Origin of the sequence: Alteromonas sp. 07-89-2 (assembly GCF_013113925.1) — a bacterium.
Lineage (GTDB): Bacteria > Pseudomonadota > Gammaproteobacteria > Enterobacterales > Alteromonadaceae > Alteromonas > Alteromonas macleodii.
In genome coordinates this window covers 1-22,848 of the sequence record NZ_VTYM01000033.1, presented here as the reverse complement: position 1 = coordinate 22,848, position 22,848 = coordinate 1, and the positions used below count along the sequence as shown (strand labels likewise).

Annotated in this window: 22 protein-coding genes and 3 tRNA genes; 8 read left to right on the top strand and 17 right to left on the bottom strand. The window is 44.3% G+C overall.

Going from position 1 to position 22,848, the window contains the following annotated elements; genetic code table 11:
* Positions 1-33: 33 nt before the first annotated feature.
* From F0261_RS17725 to F0261_RS17690, 8 genes are all read left to right on the top strand, one after another.
* Positions 34-513 carry a FixH family protein gene (locus tag F0261_RS17725; protein WP_014979355.1) on the top strand — a complete coding sequence of 160 codons (480 nt, stop codon included), beginning with the start codon at positions 34-36 and terminating at the stop codon, positions 511-513.
* Positions 513-2,963 carry a heavy metal translocating P-type ATPase gene (locus tag F0261_RS17720; protein WP_014979354.1) on the top strand — a complete coding sequence of 817 codons (2,451 nt, stop codon included), beginning with the start codon at positions 513-515 and terminating at the stop codon, positions 2,961-2,963. The genes F0261_RS17725 and F0261_RS17720 overlap by 1 nt, the downstream gene beginning before the upstream one ends.
* Before the next feature lies 1 nt (position 2,964).
* Complete coding sequence (gene ccoS, locus F0261_RS17715) at positions 2,965-3,195, top strand: cbb3-type cytochrome oxidase assembly protein CcoS (RefSeq protein ID WP_014979353.1); 231 nt, start codon at positions 2,965-2,967, stop codon at positions 3,193-3,195.
* Positions 3,182-3,841 carry a sulfite exporter TauE/SafE family protein gene (locus F0261_RS17710; RefSeq protein ID WP_014979352.1) on the top strand — a complete coding sequence of 220 codons (660 nt, stop codon included), beginning with the start codon at positions 3,182-3,184 and terminating at the stop codon, positions 3,839-3,841. Before ccoS ends, F0261_RS17710 begins: the two co-directional genes overlap by 14 nt.
* 45 nt (positions 3,842-3,886) lie before the next feature.
* On the top strand, positions 3,887-4,624 hold the full coding sequence (gene fnr / locus F0261_RS17705; RefSeq protein ID WP_014949596.1) for a fumarate/nitrate reduction transcriptional regulator Fnr: 738 nt from the start codon (positions 3,887-3,889) through the stop codon (positions 4,622-4,624).
* Between the two features lie 244 nt (positions 4,625-4,868).
* The gene (gene uspE, locus F0261_RS17700; RefSeq protein ID WP_014979376.1) at positions 4,869-5,792 is read left to right on the top strand and encodes a universal stress protein UspE; all 924 of its coding nucleotides are present in this window, start codon (positions 4,869-4,871) and stop codon (positions 5,790-5,792) included.
* Positions 5,793-5,940: 148 nt separating this feature from the next.
* Positions 5,941-6,894, top strand: coding sequence for a tRNA 2-thiocytidine(32) synthetase TtcA (gene ttcA / locus F0261_RS17695; RefSeq protein ID WP_014976625.1), 954 nt, complete (start codon positions 5,941-5,943; stop codon positions 6,892-6,894).
* Positions 6,895-7,917, top strand: a complete 1,023-nt coding sequence (locus F0261_RS17690; RefSeq protein ID WP_014979378.1) for a patatin-like phospholipase family protein — start codon at positions 6,895-6,897, stop codon at positions 7,915-7,917.
* Positions 7,918-7,931: 14 nt separating this feature from the next.
* On the opposite strand, the gene F0261_RS17685 is transcribed toward F0261_RS17690, so the two are convergent.
* From F0261_RS17685 to ovoA, 17 genes are all read right to left on the bottom strand, one after another.
* Positions 7,932-8,579 carry a DUF2987 domain-containing protein gene (locus F0261_RS17685; protein WP_014976627.1) on the bottom strand — a complete coding sequence of 216 codons (648 nt, stop codon included), beginning with the start codon at positions 8,577-8,579 and terminating at the stop codon, positions 7,932-7,934.
* A complete protein-coding gene (locus F0261_RS17680) occupies positions 8,576-9,367 on the bottom strand; it encodes a glucosaminidase domain-containing protein (protein ID WP_014949601.1) in 792 nt (263 codons plus the stop codon). Before F0261_RS17680 ends, F0261_RS17685 begins: the two co-directional genes overlap by 4 nt.
* Positions 9,360-10,091 (bottom strand): stress protein, encoded by a 732-nt coding sequence (locus F0261_RS17675; protein ID WP_014949602.1) that lies wholly within the window; start codon positions 10,089-10,091, stop codon positions 9,360-9,362. The genes F0261_RS17680 and F0261_RS17675 overlap by 8 nt, the downstream gene beginning before the upstream one ends.
* Positions 10,092-10,173: 82 nt before the next feature.
* A complete protein-coding gene (locus tag F0261_RS17670) occupies positions 10,174-10,800 on the bottom strand; it encodes a LysE family translocator (protein WP_014979379.1) in 627 nt (208 codons plus the stop codon).
* Positions 10,801-10,812: 12 nt separating this feature from the next.
* On the bottom strand, positions 10,813-11,538 hold the full coding sequence (gene cobB / locus F0261_RS17665) for a Sir2 family NAD+-dependent deacetylase (protein WP_171338568.1): 726 nt from the start codon (positions 11,536-11,538) through the stop codon (positions 10,813-10,815).
* Between the two features lie 81 nt (positions 11,539-11,619).
* Positions 11,620-12,450, bottom strand: coding sequence for a sulfurtransferase (locus F0261_RS17660; RefSeq protein WP_171338567.1), 831 nt, complete (start codon positions 12,448-12,450; stop codon positions 11,620-11,622).
* A gap of 122 nt (positions 12,451-12,572) precedes the next feature.
* Positions 12,573-13,070, bottom strand: coding sequence for a thiol peroxidase (tpx, locus tag F0261_RS17655; protein ID WP_014949606.1), 498 nt, complete (start codon positions 13,068-13,070; stop codon positions 12,573-12,575).
* A 74-nt stretch (positions 13,071-13,144) separates the two neighbouring features.
* Positions 13,145-13,837, bottom strand: coding sequence for a tRNA-uridine aminocarboxypropyltransferase (locus F0261_RS17650; protein ID WP_014976631.1), 693 nt, complete (start codon positions 13,835-13,837; stop codon positions 13,145-13,147).
* 128 nt (positions 13,838-13,965) lie between these two features.
* Positions 13,966-14,052: transfer RNA gene (locus tag F0261_RS17645), tRNA-Leu, on the bottom strand.
* Positions 14,053-14,111: 59 nt separating this feature from the next.
* Positions 14,112-14,185 (bottom strand) — tRNA-Cys (locus tag F0261_RS17640).
* A 41-nt stretch (positions 14,186-14,226) separates the two neighbouring features.
* Positions 14,227-14,302 (bottom strand) — tRNA-Gly (locus tag F0261_RS17635).
* A 169-nt stretch (positions 14,303-14,471) separates the two neighbouring features.
* Positions 14,472-15,044 (bottom strand): CDP-diacylglycerol--glycerol-3-phosphate 3-phosphatidyltransferase, encoded by a 573-nt coding sequence (gene pgsA, locus F0261_RS17630; RefSeq protein WP_014979382.1) that lies wholly within the window; start codon positions 15,042-15,044, stop codon positions 14,472-14,474.
* A gap of 123 nt (positions 15,045-15,167) precedes the next feature.
* The gene (gene uvrC, locus F0261_RS17625) at positions 15,168-16,985 is read right to left on the bottom strand and encodes an excinuclease ABC subunit UvrC (RefSeq protein WP_171338566.1); all 1,818 of its coding nucleotides are present in this window, start codon (positions 16,983-16,985) and stop codon (positions 15,168-15,170) included.
* Between the two features lie 31 nt (positions 16,986-17,016).
* A complete protein-coding gene (uvrY, locus tag F0261_RS17620; protein ID WP_014949610.1) occupies positions 17,017-17,661 on the bottom strand; it encodes a UvrY/SirA/GacA family response regulator transcription factor in 645 nt (214 codons plus the stop codon).
* A 180-nt stretch (positions 17,662-17,841) separates the two neighbouring features.
* On the bottom strand, positions 17,842-18,570 hold the full coding sequence (locus F0261_RS17615) for a pirin family protein (RefSeq protein WP_171338565.1): 729 nt from the start codon (positions 18,568-18,570) through the stop codon (positions 17,842-17,844).
* 207 nt (positions 18,571-18,777) lie between these two features.
* Positions 18,778-20,241, bottom strand: coding sequence for an aminotransferase class I/II-fold pyridoxal phosphate-dependent enzyme (locus F0261_RS17610; protein ID WP_014979386.1), 1,464 nt, complete (start codon positions 20,239-20,241; stop codon positions 18,778-18,780).
* Between the two features lie 154 nt (positions 20,242-20,395).
* Complete coding sequence (gene ovoA, locus F0261_RS17605) at positions 20,396-22,507, bottom strand: 5-histidylcysteine sulfoxide synthase (protein ID WP_171338564.1); 2,112 nt, start codon at positions 22,505-22,507, stop codon at positions 20,396-20,398.
* Positions 22,508-22,848: the final 341 nt, after the last annotated feature.

Here is a 22,848-nt window from a genome sequence, read left to right as displayed (position 1 = left end):
TTGCTAGTGAAGTAAATACGAGAAAAGATTTCGATGAATAGACCCTGGTATAAAGAGTTCTGGCCCTGGTTTTTAATTGCCGTTCCTATCATTACACTCATCATGGGTGGCGTGTTGTTAAACCTTGCTATTAGCACCGAAGATAGCCTGGTGGTAGACGACTACTACAAGGAAGGAAAAGCAATCAATGCCCGTCTGGACAAAGAAGCGATAGCCCGTCGCATGAATATCACCACCGATTTAACCATTGAAGAGGGCAGCATAGCGCTAGAGTTCCATTCAGGTATTCCACAAGAAGGCAACGCGGTTAAACTAAGTTTTTACCACGTAACCCTTGAAGAGCGCGATGTTAGCGTTTTATTGAGTCGCGATGCTAACGGTATTTATCGCGGCTTTATTGAAGAAAACCTTGACGGTAAATGGCGGATATCGCTGACGCCGATTGATGATAGCTGGAAAATTCAAAACACGGTCTATCTGCCCCACACTGGCAAAATGAAATTCAATCCATAATGACAAAGCACGACTGTTACCATTGCGGCTTGCCTATAGCGAGTCCAGACAATGGGAAATTTACTACTGTCATTTTAGGGCAACAACGAGACATGTGTTGCCCTGGCTGCTTAGCGGTAGCTGAAGCGATCGTTAACAACGGCCTTGAAGACTATTACCAGTTTAGAACCGAACCGGCGCAAAAATCTGACGACGGTATTTTAGAAACGTTAGATAAGCTAAAAGTCTATGACGACCCTTCCCTTCAAGAAGAGTTCGTGTTTGAAGAAGGTCAGGACAAGCAGATTCAATTAACCCTTGAAGGTATTACGTGCGCTGCCTGTGGCTGGCTTATTGAAAAGCAATTATCGAAAGTTGAAGGCATCAAGCAAGTAGCTGTAAATGTTCAAGAGCGTCGGGCTTTAGTTACTTGGTCACCTTTTCAAATTAAGCTTAGCCAAATTCTATCTACGCTAAAACGCATTGGTTATATTGGGTCGCCATTTCACCCAGATGAACACGAAGCCAGTTATAAACGCGAACAAAAGACCTTTCTAAAAAAGCTTGGTCTAGCAGGCATTATGACCATGCAGGTTATGATGCTGATGACTGGGCTTTATTTTGATTGGTTCGGCGCTATTGAGTTAGAGACCCGCCAATATTTTTATTGGGTTGCCCTTACGCTAACTACACCTGTGGTGCTGTATTCAGGCAGCACCTTTTATGTGGGCGCCGCTAAAGCGCTAAGCGCCAAAACGGTTAATATGGACGTACCCGTTACGCTCGCCATCTTCGGTACTTACATTGCTGGAATTCGCTCTACGGTATTAGAGCAAGGTGAAGTGTATTTTGAATCCATTTGCATGTTTATTTTTCTGCTGTTACTTAGCCGGTTCTTAGAACATCGTAGCCGTCATCGCGCCGCACAGATCTCTGCCAATATGATGCAGTATGTGCCCGTATCAGCGACCAAACTAAATCCGGATGGCAGCCTAACCGAGTGTCTGGCTAAGCAGCTAAAAATTGATGACGTAGTGCTAGTGAAGCCTGGTGAAACAGTCCCCATTGATGGGGTGGTAACCGACGGCAACGCAGCGGTTGACGAATCTATGCTTACCGGCGAGTTTAATCCCGTGCGTAAATCCAACAGTAGTCCGGTATACGGCGGCACGGTTTGTCAAGATGGTACGCTAACTATTACGGTTACGCAGACCCTTAAAAATGCGCTGGTAAATCAAATTGTACGACTGCAAGCAAGTGCGATGGCGAGTAAACCTAAAGCAGCGCAGATAGCCGATAATTTTTCTCGCTATTTCGTTACCGCGGTATTGCTGATTTCGGCGTTGACCTATGGCTTTTGGGCGTTTCAGGGTAGCGACGAGGCATTTTGGATCACCATATCGGTGCTGGTTGCAACCTGCCCTTGCGCATTAGGATTGGCTACGCCATCAGCGTTAACCTGCGCTATGGCAAAGTTAAACAGACAAGGTATTTTACTAAAACGCGCCGATGCGCTTGAACAAATTACTGACATTGACACCATCGCATTAGACAAAACCGGCACGCTCACAAAAGGCAAATTTACTATTTCAAATGCCTGGTATGCAGACGGTGTGGATAGTAATAGTGCGCTATCAATTGCCCGCGCTTTGGAGTCACGCTCTGAACACCCGATTGCCAAAGCCTTTAGCGACGGTGTAGCCCTAAGCGAGATTTCTGCCTCTAGCGGCAATGCTGACGCTATCGATAGCACGGTACACAAAGTGACTAATTTTACCGTTACGCCAGGAGGTGGTATCAGCGGTGAGATCAATGACACTTTGTTTTCTATGGGTTCTGCAGCATTCAGCGTTCACGAATCTCAGCTAAAACTCATTGAAGCGTTCCCTTCAGCTAACGTGTTTCTCACGGTTAAGGGGCGTATTATGGCGGCGTATGAAGTAAAGGATTCACTAAGAGAAGATACGCAAGAAACTCTCGATATATTAGCTGCAAGCCATACCCTCGCCGTTTTAAGTGGTGATACACAGCAAAACGTTAATGCGCTTACCGCACCATTGCCAATTTCGACCGCTAAAGGTGGCCTAACACCTGAGCAAAAGTACGAAGCCGTTCAAGCTATGCAGCAATCTGGCGCGAAAGTGATGATGATGGGTGATGGTATTAACGACGCTCCAGTTCTTGCAAGCGCTGATGTGGCAATTGCAGTGGGTAATGCCACAGACGTGGCTAAAACTGCCGCCGACGTTATACTGCTTGGCGATCAGCTGCTTTCTGTACCAGAACTTATTCGAACTGCGCATCAAGTGAAGCAAAAAATAAGACAAAATATTGGCTGGTCGGTAGGTTACAACGTTTTGATCTTACCTTTCGCCGTATCAGGCCTACTTTCACCGTGGATGGCTGTTGTTGGTATGTCGTTAAGCAGTATCATTGTGGTCACAAACTCAACGCGACTTTTGAGCAAATAGCATGAGTATTATTTACGTATTAATTCCAATCGCCATCATCATCGTTGCCGTCGCTATCGTGATATTCTTTTGGGCGGTGAAAACCAACCAATTTGAAGATTTAGATCGCCAAGGTTATAGCATACTGTTTGACGATGATCTTCCGCCAGAAGAAAAAAAGCTAGCTGAGCAACGCAAGGAACTTCAAGACAGTAAAGTAGACAAAAGCCAAGCGCCACATGGAAGGGATTAACTACTTCTCTGCCTTTCTTATCGGCTTAGCCGGCGGAGTTCACTGTGTGGGAATGTGCGGTGGAATTGTCGCTGCGCTTAGGATGGTATCGCCTAAAGGCGCTTCAGCACTACCCTATACCCTTGCCTATAACATAGGACGTATAGTGAGCTACACCATCGCCGGAGCAATAACCGGGGCACTTGGAAAAATTGCAGCAGATTATATACCTCTTGCCAACTATGCCCTTTCCCTACTTAGCGGAATCATGTTGCTTCTACTGGCGTGTTATTTGGGTAAGTGGTGGACTGGCTTAACGGTGCTGGAAAATGCGGGTAGAGGCCTATTTTCCAAAGTCCAGCCGCTTTCAAAACGCTTTTTGCCATTTAAGACCCCTTTAAGTGCGTTGCCTTATGGTTTTATTTGGGGTTGGCTTCCTTGCGGTTTGGTGTATTCCACACTTACCTGGTCTCTCGCGGCGGGTAATGCGCTAGAAGGCGCTGCTATTATGTTCTTCTTCGGTTTGGGTACATTACCCACCTTGCTCGCCGCAAGCGCTGGTAGCCAATATATTGTTCGAAGTTTTCAACATAACCATTTTAGACAAATTATTGCAGTAATAATGGCAATATATGCAGCTTATCTTATTCATGGCGCAATCGTTTAAAAATAGGTGTATTATTGTCGGGTATTCTTTTAGAGAGCGTGCATTATGAGCAAAGGAAGCCAATTTTCTATTCACTGTCAAAACTGTAGTTTCAGTCACCTGTGTTTACCGGTGGCGTTAAATAAAACAGAAATCGAATCTCTTGACGATATTATTGAACGCAAGAAGCCGCTTCATAAAGGTGACACGCTGATTCAAACTGGTGATAAATTCCGTTCTCTATTTGCAGTGAGAACCGGTTCATTCAAATCATTTGTGACTAATACCGAAGGTGAAGAACAGATTACTGGCTTCCACTTTCCTGGTGACATTATCGGTTTCGATGCATTAAGAGAGAACAAACACCAAAGCTATACCTCTGCGTTAGAAACTGCCATGGTGTGTGAGCTTCCCTACGAGACCCTCGACGAAATGTCAGTGCAATTTCCAAAGCTGCGCCACCAAATCATGAGCTTCATGAGCGCTGAAATAAAACAAGATCACGACATGATCATGCTTTTAAACAAGCGAACCGCAGAAGAGCGTTTATTGTATTTTATATCACATCTTTCTCAGCGCTTTGAAGAACGTGGCTTTTCCCATAGAGAATTCCACTTAACTATGACGCGCAACGAAATTGGAAACTATTTAGGATTAACGATTGAAACGATTAGTCGTCTGTTAAGCCGTTTTCAAAAAGACAACATCATAAAAGTAGACGGCAAGCTTATTACTATTTTGGATTTCGATAGACTAAACACCAAACTAGCGGCGCTTAACGGCCCAAGCGTTGTCTGCGGTTAGTCCTTTTTAAGTGTTAAATAAGGCGCGCACTAAGCGCGCTTTTTTGTGACCTGTGTTAGCCACCTATCTAACCTTTCAGCGCCACGCCGGTTGCTCCATATTCAATTCGTTAAGTTCACTCATGGTCGCCTCGTAAAATTCTTGATCTAAAACAACTTACGTTTTTCCCAATGTCGTTTATAGTTAGTATTAGAAAACTTCGATTTCGACAGCCGCTACTAAGTTTCGTAGTTAGGGGGACGTTATGATTGAGTGTAAACGAATTCTGGCCGTGGTAGATGCCGAGCGCGATAACCAACCTGCACTAAGCCGTGCTTATGAACTCGCTTCAAAAACAGGCGCTTCAGTTACCGCCATGATGGTGGTATACGACTTATCTTATGATATGACAACCATGCTTAGCCCGGATGAGCGCGAGTCAATGCGCGATGCAGTTACAAAGGAGCATGCAAAATGGCTTGCCACCCACTTAAGAGAACAAGGATTCACTGAAACTGATATCGTTGTAGAATGGAATAATCGCGCGTATGAGTCGATTATTTACTACACCCTAAACAATCAGATAGATTTAGTGGTAAAGGCAACCAAAAAGCACGACGATCTTGCTTCTGTTATTTTCACCCCCACCGACTGGCATTTAATGCGTAAATGCCCTCGCCCAGTATTGCTCGTTAAAGAGCACGACTGGCCAGAAGGAGGGGAGATTATTGCTGCAGTAAACGTAGGCAGTGAAGACGATGAGCATGCCGCACTTAACGATAAGCTCACGCTCATTGCTAACGACTACGCCTCTTTATTAAAAGGTAGCGTAAATTTGGTTAACAGTTACCCTTCTACACCACTTAATATCGCCATAGAAGTACCTGAGTTCGACCCCGATACCTATCACGACGCGGTAAAAAATCATCATTTAAAGGAAATGCGTAGTCACGCATTAAAGTACGGTATTCCTGACAACAAATGTGTAGTAAGAGAAGGCCTTCCGGAAAAAGTTATCCCGCAAGTGGCAAAAACACTGGATGCAGAGCTGGTTGTTATTGGAACCGTTGGCCGTGTGGGCATTTCAGCGGCCCTAATTGGTAACACTGCAGAACACGTGATCGACGAACTCAATTGCGATGTGCTTGCTATTAAGCCAGATGGATTTGTGTCGCCGTTGTCGGTGTAGTCTTTTCATCAGTACTACATAGCCCGTGTTTGCCGTTACTTAGCGGCCAACACGGTATGTCACCAACAAATTTAACTTCACAAGCATGGTCTCGAAAAGCCGCTTTAATGTATAATGGTGGCTTTATCACAAACCAAGCTAGTTAATTATGAGTTTAGGCACAAACAGTGCTGACGCGTCGCCATTAAATGCTGCGCAAAGTAAGCAAAAGTACAACTTCAACAAACTTCAGAAACGACTTCGCCGCAATGTGGGTAAAGCCATTGGCGATTTCGGTATGATTGAAAACAACGACAAAGTAATGGTGTGTTTATCTGGCGGTAAAGACAGCTACACCATGCTAGATATTTTATTGTTTTTAAAGAAGATTGCGCCTATTCATTTTGATATCGTTGCGGTTAATCTTGACCAAAAGCAGCCTGGTTTCCCCGAACATATCTTGCCTGAATATCTAGAAAGCATTGGCGTTGACTACAAAATTGTAGAAGAAGACACCTACTCTATTGTTAAAGACAAAATTCCAGAGGGAAAGACGACATGCTCTCTCTGTTCTCGCTTGCGCCGTGGTATTTTGTACCGCACGGCAAAAGAGTTAGGTGCGACTAAAATTGCATTAGGTCATCACCGCGACGACATGCTAGAAACGTTTTTCCTCAATATGTTTCATGGTGGCAAGCTTAAGTCTATGCCGCCAAAGCTAGTCAGCGACAACGGTGAACACATCGTTATTCGTCCATTGGCGTACTGCACAGAGAAAGACATCGAGAAATATTCTCAGGCCGCTGAATTTCCGATTATTCCTTGTAACCTTTGTGGCTCACAAGAAAACCTACAGCGCCAAAACATAAAGGCTATGCTTCAAGACTGGAACCGTCGCTTCCCAGGTCGTATAGAGTCGATGTTCCGCGCGCTTCAAAACGTAGCGCCTTCACACTTAATCGACAGCAACCTTTATGATTTTAAAGCTATAGCTACACAAGAAGGCCCGGTTGAAGACGGTGATATCGGGTTTGATGAACCTTCTTTCACTACAGAAAATAGTACGGACTTCAGTGATGAAGATAATGCTATTGAAGTAATAAACATTATGGAACCTAAGTAAATGAAAATTGGACTTGCGCTAGGTGCCGGTGCCGCAAGGGGCTGGACTCACATTGGCATAATTGAAGCATTAGAAAAACTCGGCGTAAAAATTGACGTTGTAGCGGGATGCTCTATTGGTGCCTATGTGGGTGCTGCCTACGCAAGTGGCAAGCTGGAAGGATTGAAAGAGTGGGCCTGTTCTCTCAGCGACTGGCAGGTACTTGCTCTTATGGGCGTAGGACTTAGACGCGGCGGCATTGCAAGCGGACAGAAGGTTTTCGACAAACTAGCAAGCGAGTTTTGTGAATCGACTTATGAAGACATGCTTAAGCCGTTTGCGGCTGTGGCTACCGACCTTTATACAGGCCGTGAAGTGGTGTTTAACTCTGGTCCTATCGGAGACACCATTCAAGCATCTTGCGCTATTCCCGCACTTTTTGCGCCTGTAGCACACGGTGATCGTTGGTTGGTAGACGGTGCCGTTGTAAACCCTGTACCGGTGAACTTATGTCGCCAATTAGGGGCCGATTTTGTGATCGCGGTTAACCTTAACGCCGATTTCCGACCACTTCGTCTTGAAAAGTTGAGACAAGATCATGAAGAAAACCAGCGCAAAACCGAGGACTTTTTTACAAAGAGTCAAAACGTACTACGCCAATGGTTCTCCCCTGACAACAAAGAAGAAAAAGCCCTAGAGAAAAAAGACGAAAAAGACAGCGTCTCGGCTGGCAATGTAAAGACTGAAGAAGGCATTGCTTCTGATGTGATTGAAAAAGTGGAAGAAGAGTTGACCGAAGTCCCCGCTAAAGTAAACAAGCGAAACCCGCCTGGAATTATGAGCGTGATGAGCAGTTCACTTGAGATACTTCAAGCTCGCGTCACACGTTCACGTTTGGCTGGCGATCCGCCAGACATTCTTATTGAGCCTCAGCTTACCGACGTGGGTATTATGGAATTCCACAGAGCCGAAGAGCTATGCGCGAAGGGCGAAGAGACCATCGCGCGTTTAGCAGAGCAAATTAGGTATCAGCTTCTTACCTAATCCCAAATATGCATTTAGCTTGAAGCCATAGCGGTAACACGTAGCGGCGCATGAGGCAGTGTTAAGCCTTTTGCGTCATTGATCCAATCTTGTTCTAGATGCAATACGCCGTTATTGATTTGCACACCTTGTGGTGTAATGAAATCTAAATTCTTGTCATCAAACTGAATCATCAAGCCCTTTACCGAAGGCATCATGAAAGACAAAAAGCTTCCCATTTCATTAAAGAAAGCTTCGTACTGACCATACAAAAAAGTAAGGTCGTCTTTTGTGTAATACTGCTTAAGATATTCCGGCTTGGTTTCAAGTTGTACCGACATATCACACACGTTCGCGCGTTCGTTTAAATCGATGCGAACCAGTGCGTTGGCAAGTTTCAGGGCCTTTTCAGTAGGCACCGTGAATCGCCCTTCACCACTCACTTCTAAGGGCATTGTTTTCTTATCGGTTACGATAGACGCTCCGTTAACTTCACATAAACGCCCTTCGCCGACACGAACAAACCCGAATGCAAACTGAAGTGCTTGGGTATCTTCATTATCCAGCTTTTTAACATGGCTATAGAAACGGCTGTACTCAACATCTATCGTTTCAGCAGCAACGGAAGAACTGCCTACACCAATAAACAGAGATGAAGCAAAAAATAAAGCAGCGCGTATCATTCGGATAAAAACTCCTCGTTAAATAGGATCATAGTTTGAAGCTCTTCAACATAAGCGGCTCCTCGCTCAGAGTAATTCATTAGCCCTTCAGCTAACGCAACACCAGTAATAGGAATTTGGTTTGCACGCAGTCGGCTGCGGATCTCTCTTAAATCCGCATACGCGTCGTGGCGGTTTAAGTTTCGCATATAGGTGTACGTTGCACGCGACAAACTGTCGAATTTGGCAACTTCATGAGATGCCCCATCGTTTCGACGGTTCGGAACAAAGCCACACCCCTTAGAGAAACACCATAAGCCAAAGAAGTTATAGCCCTTTCTTGCGAACCGGCTGGTGCCCCAAGCTGACTCATTCGCGGCTTGCACAAGCACGAGTTCGGCAGGTAGAACATCAATCTTTTGTAGCAGAGCTAGCAATTTTGATTTCAGCGGCTGCGTTGGCTTAACTCGATATTCCTCTTCTAACCATTCAAGCCTTGCCATATCTTCTTCAGAGAGCGTCTCGTTAGCTAACGCCTTTCTATATAAGGTTTGTACGTAATGTCTTAGCGTGAGTAGATACGCATTCTGCTTCTCTATTTCAGGACGTAAATAGTTAAAAAATGCCTCTTTCTTCTCTTTTACATCTGTATAGGCAGAGAAGTTAGGCACCGGCTTTTTAGCTTCAACCGTTTGCGGTATATCTAAAATATCCGGTTCGTCCTCAGTAAAAATTATGGCGTTAATGACGATTACCGCCAATACGCCTAACGTAATGAGGACAATTTTAAAGGTTTCACGCTTATGCATCGAAGCTAGACTCATTCACATCGTTTTCAGATGCTTCCGTGCTTACTCCCTGCTCGCCAATCAGTTCCTGATAGAGCAAGCCCATCATACTAAAATAAAAAGGTAATACCCAAATAAGTGAAAAGCCCAACGTTAATGGCACCGACACAAACAGTAAAAAGAACACACCAAATATGCTGGCGATTTGAGCCCAGTATGCATTAAATACACGACACGACAGGATAATCGCGCTAATTGGCGTTAGCTTTCTGTCAGCAACCAACATAAGTGAAAAGGACGACGCTAAATAAAAATAAACGCCGGGTATAATAAGCAACATCATACCTAGTTGAACAAGAATACTGTTTACTAGCTGAGTTAGCGCCAGCAAAAATATCAAGGGGAAAAACTGGAATACGGTAAATACTGAAGTTTTAGTGCCGCGGGCAACAAAAACGCCCATCATATACAACCCCGTCAACAGCGGGGCAACGATGCAAATTGCAACAATTTCTATGATAGACTGATGCTCGAATACGTAGGTCCCATCGTCATTTATTGTGATGTACTGCTGAGCAAATACACCTAACACGACAAACGTCAAAAATAGAACAACACTTCCCTGCAGCAATGATGAAAAGTTTGCCTTTGTTAAACCGGCAGCGCGGCGCAATAGACCTTTGGTATCAAATTGATACTGTTTAGACAACGTATTGTTCAGGCGGTCTTGGTTTACGTCTTTCACACAACTCTCTTATCTTTTTGAAAAATCGGCGGGATTATACCAATTCACAAAAACAAATGCCTGTTTGTAAGGTAGACAAACGTTAACCTAGTACTAATTTCGCAGCTAAACCGACGAGTAGCACCCCCATCGCACGATCTAACCAATACCCTTTTTTACCAATAAGCTCAGCTACTTTACTGGTGCTCAAAAGGTATGAAAGAAAACAGAACCACAGTCCAGTGGCTATAGCTAAATAGATACCGTAGCCAAGTTTCACTGTAAATGGAGTATCAATACTAATAATTGCAGTAAACAACGAGAGGAAAAACAGTGTCGCTTTTGGGTTTAGTCCATTTGTGAGAAAGCCCATCCAAACTGCGCGCTTTGCAGATATGTGGGATGTTTTCTTTTCAGCGTTAACTGCCTGGTCCTTCTTTACAGGCCCGCTCCTGAGCGCACCAAACGCAAGGTACAGTAAATAAGCTGCGGCGGCATAGCTAAACGTGGTGAATAACCATGGAGTAGTTGCAATAACCACACTAAGCCCCACTAACGAGTAAGCCACATGCAATAATATAGCTAAGCCAATCCCTATACTGGTGTACATGGCTATACGTCTGCCATAGGCCACGCTGTTTCGAACAACCACCGCGAAATCTGGCCCTGGGCTAGCAACAGCCACAAGATGTACCAACGCAATGGTAAGAAACTCATTCATATACTGCATGTTATGCGCCTCCTACAGCGCGTACTTTGATATTAATTGATCAACCCATTGTGGGACGATGTGAGAAGCATGGCCTGTTAGCGATTCATCGAACAATGCATTAGTTACGCCCGGCTCCAAATTTGCCTCTATGGTGTGTGCGCCACTTTCTTTAGCGATCTGAACAAAACCCGCGGCAGGATAGACATTACCTGATGTGCCAATAGCAATAAACACATCAGCCTTTGAAAGCGCATCGTAAATCTCTTCCATGTACATGGGCATTTCACCAAACCACACGATATCCGGTCGTAAGGTTACTCTGTTGCAACACGGGCATTTAGTGGTGTGATCAAAACTATCACTCCAGTCAAAAGTTTGCTGGCTTATAGCACAGCGCGCCGATAGCAGCTTGCCATGCATATGGTAAACAGACTGGCTTCCACCGCGCTCATGCAAGTCATCCACATTTTGAGTAACCAACATCAGGTTGCTACCTAACGCTTTCTCAAGTTTGGCCAGCGCCTCATGCGCTGCATTAGGATTCACGTCATCTTGCTGTAACTGCGCACGTCGAGCGTTGTAAAAGCGATAAACTAAGCTAGGATTTTGTTCAAAAGCCTCTGGGGTGGCCACCTCTTCTACGCGATGATTTTCCCAAAGGCCGTCATTATCCCGAAATGTCTTTAATCCAGATTCAGCGGAAATCCCCGCACCGGTAAGAATAACAATATTGGGTAGAGATTGATCGGATGGCATGGGTTGTTCTTACTCTGTAATTTTAGAGCTAATTATACGATTAGCATGTTGTGTATTTACTTAGTTATAAACCGCGACTCTTTACATATCTTTGACCACAGGATATTGAGTATCAGCGCCCCACTCTGACCAAGAGCCATCATATACTGAAACCTGCGTTGCGCCGCACAATAATGCCGCCACTCCAATTATGCAGGCGGTAACGCCAGAACCACACGTACAAATAATAGGTTTGCGTAAATCGATATTAGCGCGGTCAAAAACAGCCTTAAGCTGCTCAACTGGCAAAAAATGCCCGCTTTTGAGTAAGGTGTCAAAAGGAATATTAAACGCACCAGGCATATGACCTGAACGTACTCCTTCACGAGGCTCTGACACTTCTCCTTTGAATCGCGGCGCGCTGCGCGCATCAACAAGTTGTGCTTCAGTATTTATTGCCTGAAGTACTGCACCGGAGTTTGCGAACCAACCAGGCCTAGGTGTAGCTTGATAGGTTAATTTTCCGTATTGTTGTTGTTCTGAAACTGGCAGCGCTGCTCTTTCCCATGCAGGCAGCCCGCCATTTAATATATAAACATCTTGGTGGCCCAACGCTTTTAACATCCACCACACTCTTGGTGCAGAATATATTCCACGGGTATCGTATACCGTAATAGGTGTATTCGCTGTTATGCCCTGATTACCAAGATAAATAGCAAGGTCATTTGCAGAAGGCATACTGTGAGGGAGACCTGTAGTGTGATCGCTACCTTCACTATCTAAGTCAAAGTCGACTGACGCAGGTAAAACCATTGCCGTGCGCGTATCTGGTGTTTTTGAAACGGGGTCGTCCATTAACGCTCGTACAAGCGTTACCGGCTTTTGTTGCATTACATTGGCTAGTTCACCAACTGAGAGCAATACCGATGCCATTACATTCTCCTAAAAGGCACCCACATCAGTGAGTGCCCTGTAATACCCCGATAAAACAAATCGGTACGTATTCAAACACATTACATAGTTAGCTAACCAACTAACCTATGTTGCGGATTTACTTAGCTAAGAGCTGCGATAGCCGCGTCGTAGTTCGGCTCTTCTGTTGTCTCTGCAACTTGCTCTGTATAAACCACTTTGCCTTCGGCATCGATAACCACTACTGAACGAGACAGCAGCCCAGTAAGCGGCGCTGATTCAAAGGTAACACCATAGTCATCACCAAAGCTTGAGCGGAAAGTCGAGCCTGTAAGTACATTTTCAATACCTTCAGCACCACAGAAGCGACCCGCTGCAAACGGAAGATCTGCCGATACACAGATAACTGTAGTGTTATCCAATTTTGCCGCTTCTTCGTTGAATTTACGGACAGACATTGCACATGTTCCCGTGTCGATAGAAGGGAAAATGTTTAATACCACATTTTTTCCTGCAAGCTCAGACAGTGTTACTTCACCCAAATCTGCTTTCACTAATGTAAAGTCTGGTGCAGATGTACCTACTTCAGGAAGCTGACCCTTTGTCGTAACTGTGTTGCCTTGAAAAGTAACTGATGCCATTCGCTTTCTCCGTGTTTTGTTAATATGAAATAGTGGATGTAAAACAATACTTTCGCAAATAAAAGTGATGCTTTTTAAATGTTACTTTTAACCTGCGACTCTGCAAACGCAAGCTTATGCTGCAAATGCGGCTTACCTTTTAAATATTCCCGTCTAAACACACTGAAATAATGCGCTAAGGTTTGTGCCCCTTGCTTCTGTTCTGCAAGGTCTAAAACGCTAATACCAACTTCAGCAGTACAGTGTTGGAAATCATGGGTAGATTCGCGTAGTAGATAATCTGACGCTACGTCCATACTCACGCCCAACACAGGAAAGTCATGCAAGTAAGGGCTCTTCACGAACATTTTTTTTGCTTCACGCCACGTTCCATCCAAGAAAATAAATAGTAACGTTTTCCCAGTATTCAATGGTGGCGTATCAATACAACGTTCAGCTGCAGCATATTCGTGTGGAAATACCACGATAGGAAAATATTTTTCGTTGCGAAGTAACGCCAATAGCGCCTCTTCTGGCTCGGTGCGCTTCCACAAAAATGCGTGGTTATCTTTAACCACATCCGCAATTAAACGACCGGTATTGGTAGGCTTGTAATATTCGCCTTTGTACATCAAGAACAAAACCGCCACATCAGTGCCAGCCTCAGGCTTAAATTCACAAATACAGTTTTGCGTTGGAAGCAGACACGCGTCGCAGCGAACTACTTTACTCCCTCGAGCGTGGAATGGACGTTCAGCACGAGATAACTCGTCTAGACGGAGTGACATAACAGAATTCAAGATAATACGTCTTTGCCAAAATTTTTAAGGATTTTACCATAGTAACTTGTGATAAAAGAGCGCAATTATCTTATCAATTTTTTGATTTAAAGTTTGGAAAATTGGGAGTAGATAAATGGTGCCCGGGGCCGGACTTGAACCGGCACGCTGTTACCAGCGAGGGATTTTAAATCCCTTGTGTCTACCAATTTCACCACCCGGGCATCGGGTTGCTTTTCAGCAAAGGTGTCAGGCGTAGGACCTGATGCTGCGTTGCAGCGTTTGGAGGCGGAACCCGGAGTCGAACCGAGATAGACGGATTTGCAATCCGCTGCATAGCCATTCTGCCATTCCGCCAGATGCGTCTGGCGCGTGATTAAAACTCATCTCTAAGAGATTGGAGCGGGAAACGAGATTCGAACTCGCGACCCCGACCTTGGCAAGGTCGTGCTCTACCAACTGAGCTATTCCCGCATGTCTTAATCGACCATTTCGTTTGGTTGATGTCCTCTCGAAATGTGGGGTGCATTCTACCTACCCATTCAAAACTGTCAACACAAAAAAGCGTTTAAATTGAGATAAATGCGGTTTTTTATGATCGTTTGCTATTTTTTTATTCACTTTGATTAATGTACGTTCAATTTCACTTTACTGCGCCACTTCGAAGGTGAGGCCAGGCCGCTTTTGTATAAACAAACATTGACCAAATTGACAGCACTGCTGAGAAATATAAAAGAATATAACCTAAAGAAACCCAATAAATAGTTACGCCCATGAAGGTTTCTAATCCCGACAACAAGCCAATTAAGGCTAACATTTGCGCAGTGGTTTTTGCTTTACCTATAAAAGACACTTTAACCGCATCCCTTACACCATTCGAACCCATCCATTCACGTAACGCCGACACATAAATTTCACGAACCAATAGCGCAATAGATGGCAACGTGATCCACAGGTTTGCATAACTATGAGTGATCATAAGAAGAGCAGCGCCCACAATGAGCTTGTCTGCTACAGGATCTAAGAATGCACCAAAGGGTGTAGACTGCTGTAGTTTTCTTGCTAGATAGCCGTCAAACCAGTCCGTTATTGCCGCAAGCCAAAAAATAAATGCGCCAGCCTCGTGCGCCCAGCGCCAATCAAGAAAATAAACAACTACAAATACAGGAATAAGGATTACTCGGAATAAAGTAATACAGTTTGGAACAGTCCACATAAAAAGTACGTCTCGGTGTTATGCCTCTATGGGCGTTTTAGCGCGGTAGCGTATAAGCTCTGCATCTTTCATTTTTCTAACACATTACCTTAATTTGTAATGCATTGCTTGTTACTCATTCATTTATTGATGAAGGTGGTCGTAAATAGTTTCCGCCAGTTCAGGGCTTATACCAGGTACATTTGAGATTTCATCTTTGCTGGCTTTCTTAAGACCCTGCAAGCCCCCCATGAATTTAAGCAGTGTTTGTCTGCGTTTAGCACCAATACCAGGTATGCTTTCCAAACTCGACGTGGTTTTAACTTTCTGGCGTCGGTTGCGGTGCCCAGTAATGGCAAATCGGTGAGATTCATCGCGAATATGCTGAATAAGGTGAAGCCCTGGCGAGTGGCTATCCATCGGCAGAACCTGATGGCTACCTGCCAGTATTAGTGTTTCTAAGCCAGGCTTACGGGTGGTGCCTTTTGCCACGCCTAACAGCATAGGCTTTTTATCATGGGGCCAATCTTCAAAAAACGCTTCTGCTTGGGCAAGCTGTCCTTTACCACCGTCTATTAATAGAAGGTCAGGTATCTTTTGCACTTCTTTCACTGACTTGTAGCGACGTTTTAACGCCTGTGCCATGGCCGCGTAGTCATCACCTGGGGTGATGCCTTCTATATTGTATCGGCGATAGTCACTTTTGTGCGGACCTTCACGATTAAATACCACACACGAAGCCACCGTTTGCTGGCCAGACGTATGTGATATATCAAAACACTCCATGCGTTGAATAGGCGTATCAACTTCCAGTTCCGCTTCTAGGTCGAGATAGCGTGCAAACACAGACTTTTGCTGACTGTATTGAGCATCTAACGCAGTTTGCGCATTTGACTGCGCCAGCTGCAGGTACTTGCGCTTCTCTTCCCTCGCCCCTTTGAAGAACTGGACCTTGTGTCCCGCTTCACTGGCTAGTACATCTGCTATAGCGTTTTCGTCAGTTAATATATTGCTAAGTACTATCTGCTTGGGAATAACTTTGTTACCCGCCAGATAGAACTGTAGGAAGAAAGATTCAAAAACTTCTTGTTCATCGGCAGTGTTGGGTACTTTGGGAAAATAGGCCTTGCTGCCTAACAACTGCCCTTCACGAATAAACATTACCTGAATACACGCCATATTGCCTTTAAACGCAAACCCAAAAACATCCATTTCGTCTTGAGTACCGGCAACCCACTGTCGTTCTTGAACTTTTCTTAGTGCATTAATCTGATCGCGGTAACGGGCAGCGGCTTCAAAGTTCAGTGCCTCGCTGGCTGCTTCCATCTTTTCCACCAGCCCACCAATGACCTGCTGGTTTTTACCTTTCAAGAACAAGCGTGCAAAATTGACCTGCTCTTTATATTCTTCATCGCTCACATAGCCTTCTACACACGGCGCACTGCAGCGCTGCATCTGATACTGAAGACAAGGTCTGCTGCGTGCTCGGTAATAGCTATCTTCGCACTGACGTACGGGGAAAATTCGCTGCATTGAACGCAAGCTTTCTCGCACCGACCACGCACTGGGGTATGGGCCAAAGTATTCGCCCTTTTTCTTTTGAGGGCCGCGATGGAAAGAAAGCCTTGGATGTTCGTGGTCGGATAAGAAGATAAAGGGATAAGACTTGTCGTCACGCATGACCACGTTGTAACGCGGTTTGTATTTTTTGATGAAGTTGTTCTCAAGCAAAAACGCTTCGGTTTCGCTGTTTACAACCGTGACATCCATGTTCGCAATCTGACTAACTAGCGAACGCGTTTTGGCGTTATCAAGATTACTACGAAAATAGCTTGATACACGCTTTTTAAGGTTTTTGGCTTTTCCTACGTAAATAACCTCTTCCTGACTATTGTACATGCGGTACACGCCAGGTTGAGAGGTTAGATTCTTAAGAAATGCTGCTGAATCAAATGCAGACATAATCACTTTGACGTTGCGCGTCTAGTGACGCTTAAAAGGTGTTAGGATTGATAAGCTTGTGACGATAGGCCAAGTGCGTTAGCTCTACATCAGAATTTACGCCTAACTTTTGAAACATTCGGTAACGGTAAGTATTAACCGTTTTTGAGTTAATACTGAGTTCTCGGGCTATATCCGGCACTTTGTGACCTTCGGTTAATCGCATTGCTATTGTAAGTTCTCTACTCGATAGCTCGTCAAACGGATTATCCGAACTAGGCAATAACTTACCGATGGCTATGCTATTGGCCACTTCTTGATCAACATACTTTTGTCCTGCCGCAACTTTATGGATAGCGCGTATTACTTCGTCTGGCTCTGCATCTTTTGTCAGAAAACCGTATGCGCCTGCGTCCATAACTTGCATTGGAATAGGACTTTCCTTGTGCATTGAAACACAAATAACACGCGTATTTTCAGACATACGAACAATTTTTTTTGTCGCTTCCAGTCCACCAATACCGGGCATATTCACGTCCATGAGTACCACATCTGGCGCGTTTTTTCGGCACAAAAGTACCGCGTCTTCACCGTTCTTCGCTTCTGCGAGGATAGTAAAATCGTCTACGTCTTCCAGAATCCGGCGTATCCCTGTTCTGACCAAATCATGGTCATCTGCTAGGATTATTTTTATCACTCTAGTATCTCACTGACTTCAGTTTTACATACAACTGGAATAAAGACTGATAATGCTCATTAATGAGAAGTATTACCAGCCTCTAACCTTATCCAAGTCATCATACCACGAGATAAGAATTCGTGAAGTAGAGATACACAATTTGAAACTAAATTATTGATCTAGATTACTTTTAGGCAGCTATTTAGGTAATTCAAACCACAAGGCCACACTTTCCTCTGAGGCTTTCAGACGAATGATGTCTTGCTCGTAAATACCCAAAGCATCGCCTGCCCCTATTTCAACTGCATTCGTTTCACTGTCTACCATAGCCTGTACATTACCGCTAATCATATGAAGGTAACCCTTTTGGTCTTCAGTGCCATGCTCCCATGTTTCGCCAGCTTTCAAAGTTAAACGGCTGATTGCCGCATTTTGCTTAATGCGTAATGACCCTTCCCTACCGTTATCACTTACTAATAATTCAAGCTTTGAATCATGGGTATTTCCATCCGCCTGTGTGCCAAAGGTTTTTTGCGCATAGCTGGGCGTTCCGCCTTTTTCATTGGGCACAATCCAAATTTGCAGAAAGTTAACAGGCTCTTCAGTAGAAGGGTTAAATTCCGAATGCATAATACCCTTACCTGCACTCATTACTTGCACGTCACCCGCAGGCACTACGTACTCATTACCGGTATTATCCTTGTGCTTTAAAGCACCGCTCACAACATATGAAATTATCTCCATATCTCTGTGACCATGGGTTTCAAAACCTCTACCGGCCTGAACAACATCGTCATTGATAACCCGTAGCGCTGAAAACCCCATATGTTTTGCGTCATAATAATGTCCAAACGAAAAGCTATGTTGGCTTTTTAGCCAGCCAAAGTTCACTTTTCCTCTTTCATTCGCTTTTCTCAAATACATCATCTTGCATTCCTTATAACCGTAAGCCGCCACTGACTCTTCTGCCCAACAGGAGTAACCCTGGGCGATAGAACAGGTGTTAAGGGCTAATTATTTAATAAGGCCATTTTAATCCTCTTTAATAGAAATAAAATGTCATATATTTGAGCTTATTATTCTAATATTTAGAATAAAAGTAACTATCGGTCAACAGATGCGGGTTAAGCTACGCTAAGAAATAAAACACAGTCTTTGCAGCGCGGTTTCTACAACCGCAGGGTGACAGGCTAAATTTAGCCTAATATGGTGTGCAGAACCAAAGGTCGCGCCGTCGTTACCTATCACGCCGCGCTCAATACATCCTTCCACAGTGGTCACGGGTGAATATTTGAGAGGTTGACGAGAAGCGTCACCTAAAGGAGCTTCATCCACAGAAGTGATACTGTTCGGCTGTATTAAATGCGAAGGGAATGTTGAAAGGTCTAGCCACAAGAAATAACCAGCGCTGCCCATTGTATAATTAACAGATAAACCATAGTGCTCAAAGAAGCGCACAACAAGCTTTCGGTTGAAGCTCAACGCACTTTTTACGCTGTCTAACCAAGTACTTCCCTTCTCATAGGCGGCAATCAACGCAACTTTTCCTAAGTTACTTGCGTTAAGGTGCCTGCTATTAATAGCTCGGGCAAATGTCTCTCTGATCGTTTTATCCTTAATGACCGCATACGATGCACCTGGAATACTCGCGAGGTTAAACGCCTTGGATACGCTATTGATGTGGATAATGCGTGGCAGTTGATGAGTATGGATGTTACCACCGTTTTGACTTTCTTGGCGCCTCTCGCTCTTATTGCTTACCTCTGCACCAAACATGGGAATTAGCGTTGGTTCATTTGACGAGTTAAATGCAAACTCGCTGTGCACCTCATCAGTGATCATTAAAATATCGTTCTTAGCGCAGAAGCTCATAATAACACGCTGCTCTTCGGCACTTAATACTGTACCTGTAGGGTTATTAGGATGGCAAATCACGAATGCAGCCGCAGCACTATCGAAGGCTGAAGTATCTATAGTTGCGTTAGAACTTTCGACGTCTTCCTGACGACTCTTGTCGCTATCCTTTGTCGCGGCAACTTCAGAAAGCTTAGTCTGAATTTGACGCGCGTTTTGAATGACTGGAATAGATACTGGCGTTAAGCCGTTATTATTAATAGCCTCTGTTAAAGGGGAATAGGTTGGTGTTAAAACCATGACTTTTTGACCAGGTTGGCAAAAAGTGTGAAGCGCAACGTCTATTGCTCCTATTACGCTCGCAACATCCACAACATCGCCACTTTCTACTTTAAAGCGACTACTTTTTTGCGTGGTACGCTCAAAACGTTTTGCTATCGCGTCACCGATATCAAGGGACTGATATCCATAAGTAGAGCGAAGATTTTGTGTAATCGCGCTGAGAATTTCATCACAAGGCGGGATGTCCATATCCGCTATCCACATTGGAATAGGGTCTTGCTGAGACGCGACAACGTTCGCTTGAGATGAAGACGCGCCCTGAAAGCGGCGAAATATCGCTGAATATTTAAGACGGGTTTGATCGAGTTTCAGGTGAGAAGGTGCCTGCCATACATCCTTGTAAGGCATAAACTCGCTTTGCATAGCGTTGAACACGGGGAGATGGCTTAGCGCGTTGCTCACCTTCACATTATCCTATCTATATAGCCTTACGCATTTACTATTGGCTAAGGGCCTTCTGAAATCTATTATATTTATAAGCGCGAAACACGCGTACCGCGCTCACTTTATACTGCACACACGCTTTAATAGACACAGCGCTTTAACAGAAGCAGCATTATTCTATCTTTTCAAACACGTTAAATTCAGAAAGCGTATGTTGGTATTTCCGCTTTGTTTCGCGAATGACAAATGGAATGTCTTTAGGTTCAGCAATTCGTTTAAAGCTATGACCTAATGCATCTTCAAGCGCCTGAGTAGAGCTAAGCGTTTCACCATTTTCATCTTTGTAGCCGCCCAACCATTCACTTCTTTCGGTATACTCTTCCAACCATGTAAAGGGGCTGGCGACAACGAGCAATCCACCTTCATTTAGCCGCGTGGCCATGTCCGTTAATACCTTTCTTGGACTATACACTCTATCAATAAGGTTGCCTAAGAAGATCAAGTCGTAGCCTGTGAATTGCGGCTTCAAATTACACGCATCACCTTGTGCGAAAGCAACCTTGTCTACACTGTCATCTAGACCGAGCGCAGAGAGCTTGCGCGCCTTAAACGACGTAAGTTCACCTTCTTCTATGAGGTTATAGCGTATTTCACCACGCTCTTGCATCTCAAACGCTGTTTTTATAAAGCGTGCAGAAAAATCGATGCCATCGACATGATCGAAGTATTTTGCAAGTTCAAAGGTAGACCGACCAACGGCACACCCCAAATCTAACGCTTTAGCGTGTTGACGCCCTTGCATAGCGTCAATACAAAACTGCGCACTGGCTTTAGCAAAATTAGGGACGCCGTAGTACTCGTCGCCGTAATGGAATTCACTGTATTGCGAAACCTGTGTATCACTTTCATAATCAAAATCGTTCACTGCTATAACTCGCTTTCCTTGAACATACCGAAACCCCGCGTGCTGAAAGAAGTGGCGCCTAAAAGCGTAACGACTATCTTTCATTGCTTCGTTACCTGTAGATACCCAACTACCGCCTTTAATGAGGTTATGCTTATTGTCGAATGTTGGTGTTGTAAAGTCGTCATATAAAGGATGAACGTTAAAGCCCTCAAACGGATAGATGGGTGTTTCTGTCCATTGCCATACGTTGCCAACAACATCATAAAATTCGCCGGACTTATTAACATTAACAGGTTCACTCGACGCATACTTTTGCAGCGCTATGTTGAATCCTTCGCTGTATACGGTTTGTGTTACACCAGCCTGCTGACGTAACGCTTGCCATTCATTTTCAGTCGGCAGACGGATAAGCTCACCGCTTTTTTCACTCAAGTAGTTACAAAACGCTTTCGCTTCATGATAATTCACATCCACAGGCCAATCTAAAGGTAGTGGATGCTCTTCAAGCATGCTGCGATATAAATAATCATCACCCTTTTTAATCCAAAATACAGGATACTGAGCCTTCGTATATTCACGCCACTTATTGCCTTCAGCCTCCCAGTATTTTGCGTTGTTATAGCCGCCGTCTTGCACAAACGATAAATACTCACCATTACTTACAAGAAATTTAGACGCACTAAACTCGCTAACGGATTCTTGCTGAGAACCATATTCATTGTCCCAGCCGTAATAAGCACTGTCCCACGATTTGTCATTTATAACTTTCTGTGCCGGAACGGTCATTAAAACATTAGCCTCTAACGCTTCAGCATTAGTTTGCATAGTGCTACATGCAGGCCATTCTGGGCTGGGGCGTACCGATGCAATGCATAGCTGTCTGATTAGAACAGATGAGGTTTCTAAATGAATACGTTCATGCTCTATTCCCATAACAACGGGCCACATTGGGCTTTCCCAGTCAATAGGCATGCTAAAAGACATGGTATCTATTAAATCGCATACCAATGTGCGCACTTGATTACGATATTGACGCACCGCTTCCACCTTCGGCCAGTCGTAATTTTCATCGTTAAGATCATCCCAACTCATTTCATCAACACCAATGGCAAATAGCGATTCAAATTTTGGGTTGATGCGCTCGTTTATTGCCTTAGACAGTACTAATTTATTGATAAAGAAAGTAGCCGTATGACCAAAATAGAAAATTAACGGATGGCGCAACTTTTCAGGTCGTTGATAAAATACGTCATCATTGGCAAGACAAGAGAAAAGCGATTCGTAGGTATCAAAAGAATCGAGGAAATAAGCCTTTATTTCCTGTCTTTTTTGCTCAACTGTTCCGTCCCGTAAATTAAGTGTGGGCATTGCCTGCATAATGTCCTCTCGATTTTTGTTATTACTACCAACTGCGTAGGACCAGCGCCATAAAAATAAAAGAAGAGCGCTTTAAAATGCCGTAATGATTTCAGTTGATTGCTAACCCTTTATGTATACCAAGCTTTTATGAATAAAGCGCGACATAACTAGGTTTTTATGGAATGTCCTGTATTTACAAGATACAGACAGGATGAGATCAGAAAATATTTCACACATAAAAAAACCCGCAACTAAGTGCGGGTTTTTCGTATTTGGCGGAGAGTGAGGGATTCGAACCCCCGGTGGGTTTGACCCCACGTCTGATTTCAAGTCAGGTGCATTAAACCGGGCTCTGCCAA

What these genes read in the sequence shown, in the direction of transcription:
- F0261_RS17725 (WP_014979355.1), top strand. Translation starts at nt 34, where the DNA reads ATGAATAGACCCTGGTATAAAGAGTTCTGGCCCTGGTTTTTAATTGCC.
- F0261_RS17720 (WP_014979354.1), top strand. Translation starts at nt 513, where the DNA reads ATGACAAAGCACGACTGTTACCATTGCGGCTTGCCTATAGCGAGTCCA.
- ccoS (WP_014979353.1), top strand. Translation starts at nt 2,965, where the DNA reads ATGAGTATTATTTACGTATTAATTCCAATCGCCATCATCATCGTTGCC.
- F0261_RS17710 (WP_014979352.1), top strand. Translation starts at nt 3,182, where the DNA reads ATGGAAGGGATTAACTACTTCTCTGCCTTTCTTATCGGCTTAGCCGGC.
- fnr (WP_014949596.1), top strand. Translation starts at nt 3,887, where the DNA reads ATGAGCAAAGGAAGCCAATTTTCTATTCACTGTCAAAACTGTAGTTTC.
- uspE (WP_014979376.1), top strand. Translation starts at nt 4,869, where the DNA reads ATGATTGAGTGTAAACGAATTCTGGCCGTGGTAGATGCCGAGCGCGAT.
- ttcA (WP_014976625.1), top strand. Translation starts at nt 5,941, where the DNA reads ATGAGTTTAGGCACAAACAGTGCTGACGCGTCGCCATTAAATGCTGCG.
- F0261_RS17690 (WP_014979378.1), top strand. Translation starts at nt 6,895, where the DNA reads ATGAAAATTGGACTTGCGCTAGGTGCCGGTGCCGCAAGGGGCTGGACT.
- F0261_RS17685 (WP_014976627.1), bottom strand. Translation starts at nt 8,579, where the DNA reads ATGATACGCGCTGCTTTATTTTTTGCTTCATCTCTGTTTATTGGTGTA.
- F0261_RS17680 (WP_014949601.1), bottom strand. Translation starts at nt 9,367, where the DNA reads ATGCATAAGCGTGAAACCTTTAAAATTGTCCTCATTACGTTAGGCGTA.
- F0261_RS17670 (WP_014979379.1), bottom strand. Translation starts at nt 10,800, where the DNA reads ATGCAGTATATGAATGAGTTTCTTACCATTGCGTTGGTACATCTTGTG.
- cobB (WP_171338568.1), bottom strand. Translation starts at nt 11,538, where the DNA reads ATGCCATCCGATCAATCTCTACCCAATATTGTTATTCTTACCGGTGCG.
- F0261_RS17660 (WP_171338567.1), bottom strand. Translation starts at nt 12,450, where the DNA reads ATGGCATCGGTATTGCTCTCAGTTGGTGAACTAGCCAATGTAATGCAA.
- tpx (WP_014949606.1), bottom strand. Translation starts at nt 13,070, where the DNA reads ATGGCATCAGTTACTTTTCAAGGCAACACAGTTACGACAAAGGGTCAG.
- F0261_RS17650 (WP_014976631.1), bottom strand. Translation starts at nt 13,837, where the DNA reads ATGTCACTCCGTCTAGACGAGTTATCTCGTGCTGAACGTCCATTCCAC.
- pgsA (WP_014979382.1), bottom strand. Translation starts at nt 15,044, where the DNA reads ATGTGGACTGTTCCAAACTGTATTACTTTATTCCGAGTAATCCTTATT.
- uvrC (WP_171338566.1), bottom strand. Translation starts at nt 16,985, where the DNA reads ATGTCTGCATTTGATTCAGCAGCATTTCTTAAGAATCTAACCTCTCAA.
- F0261_RS17615 (WP_171338565.1), bottom strand. Translation starts at nt 18,570, where the DNA reads ATGATGTATTTGAGAAAAGCGAATGAAAGAGGAAAAGTGAACTTTGGC.
- ovoA (WP_171338564.1), bottom strand. Translation starts at nt 22,507, where the DNA reads ATGCAGGCAATGCCCACACTTAATTTACGGGACGGAACAGTTGAGCAA.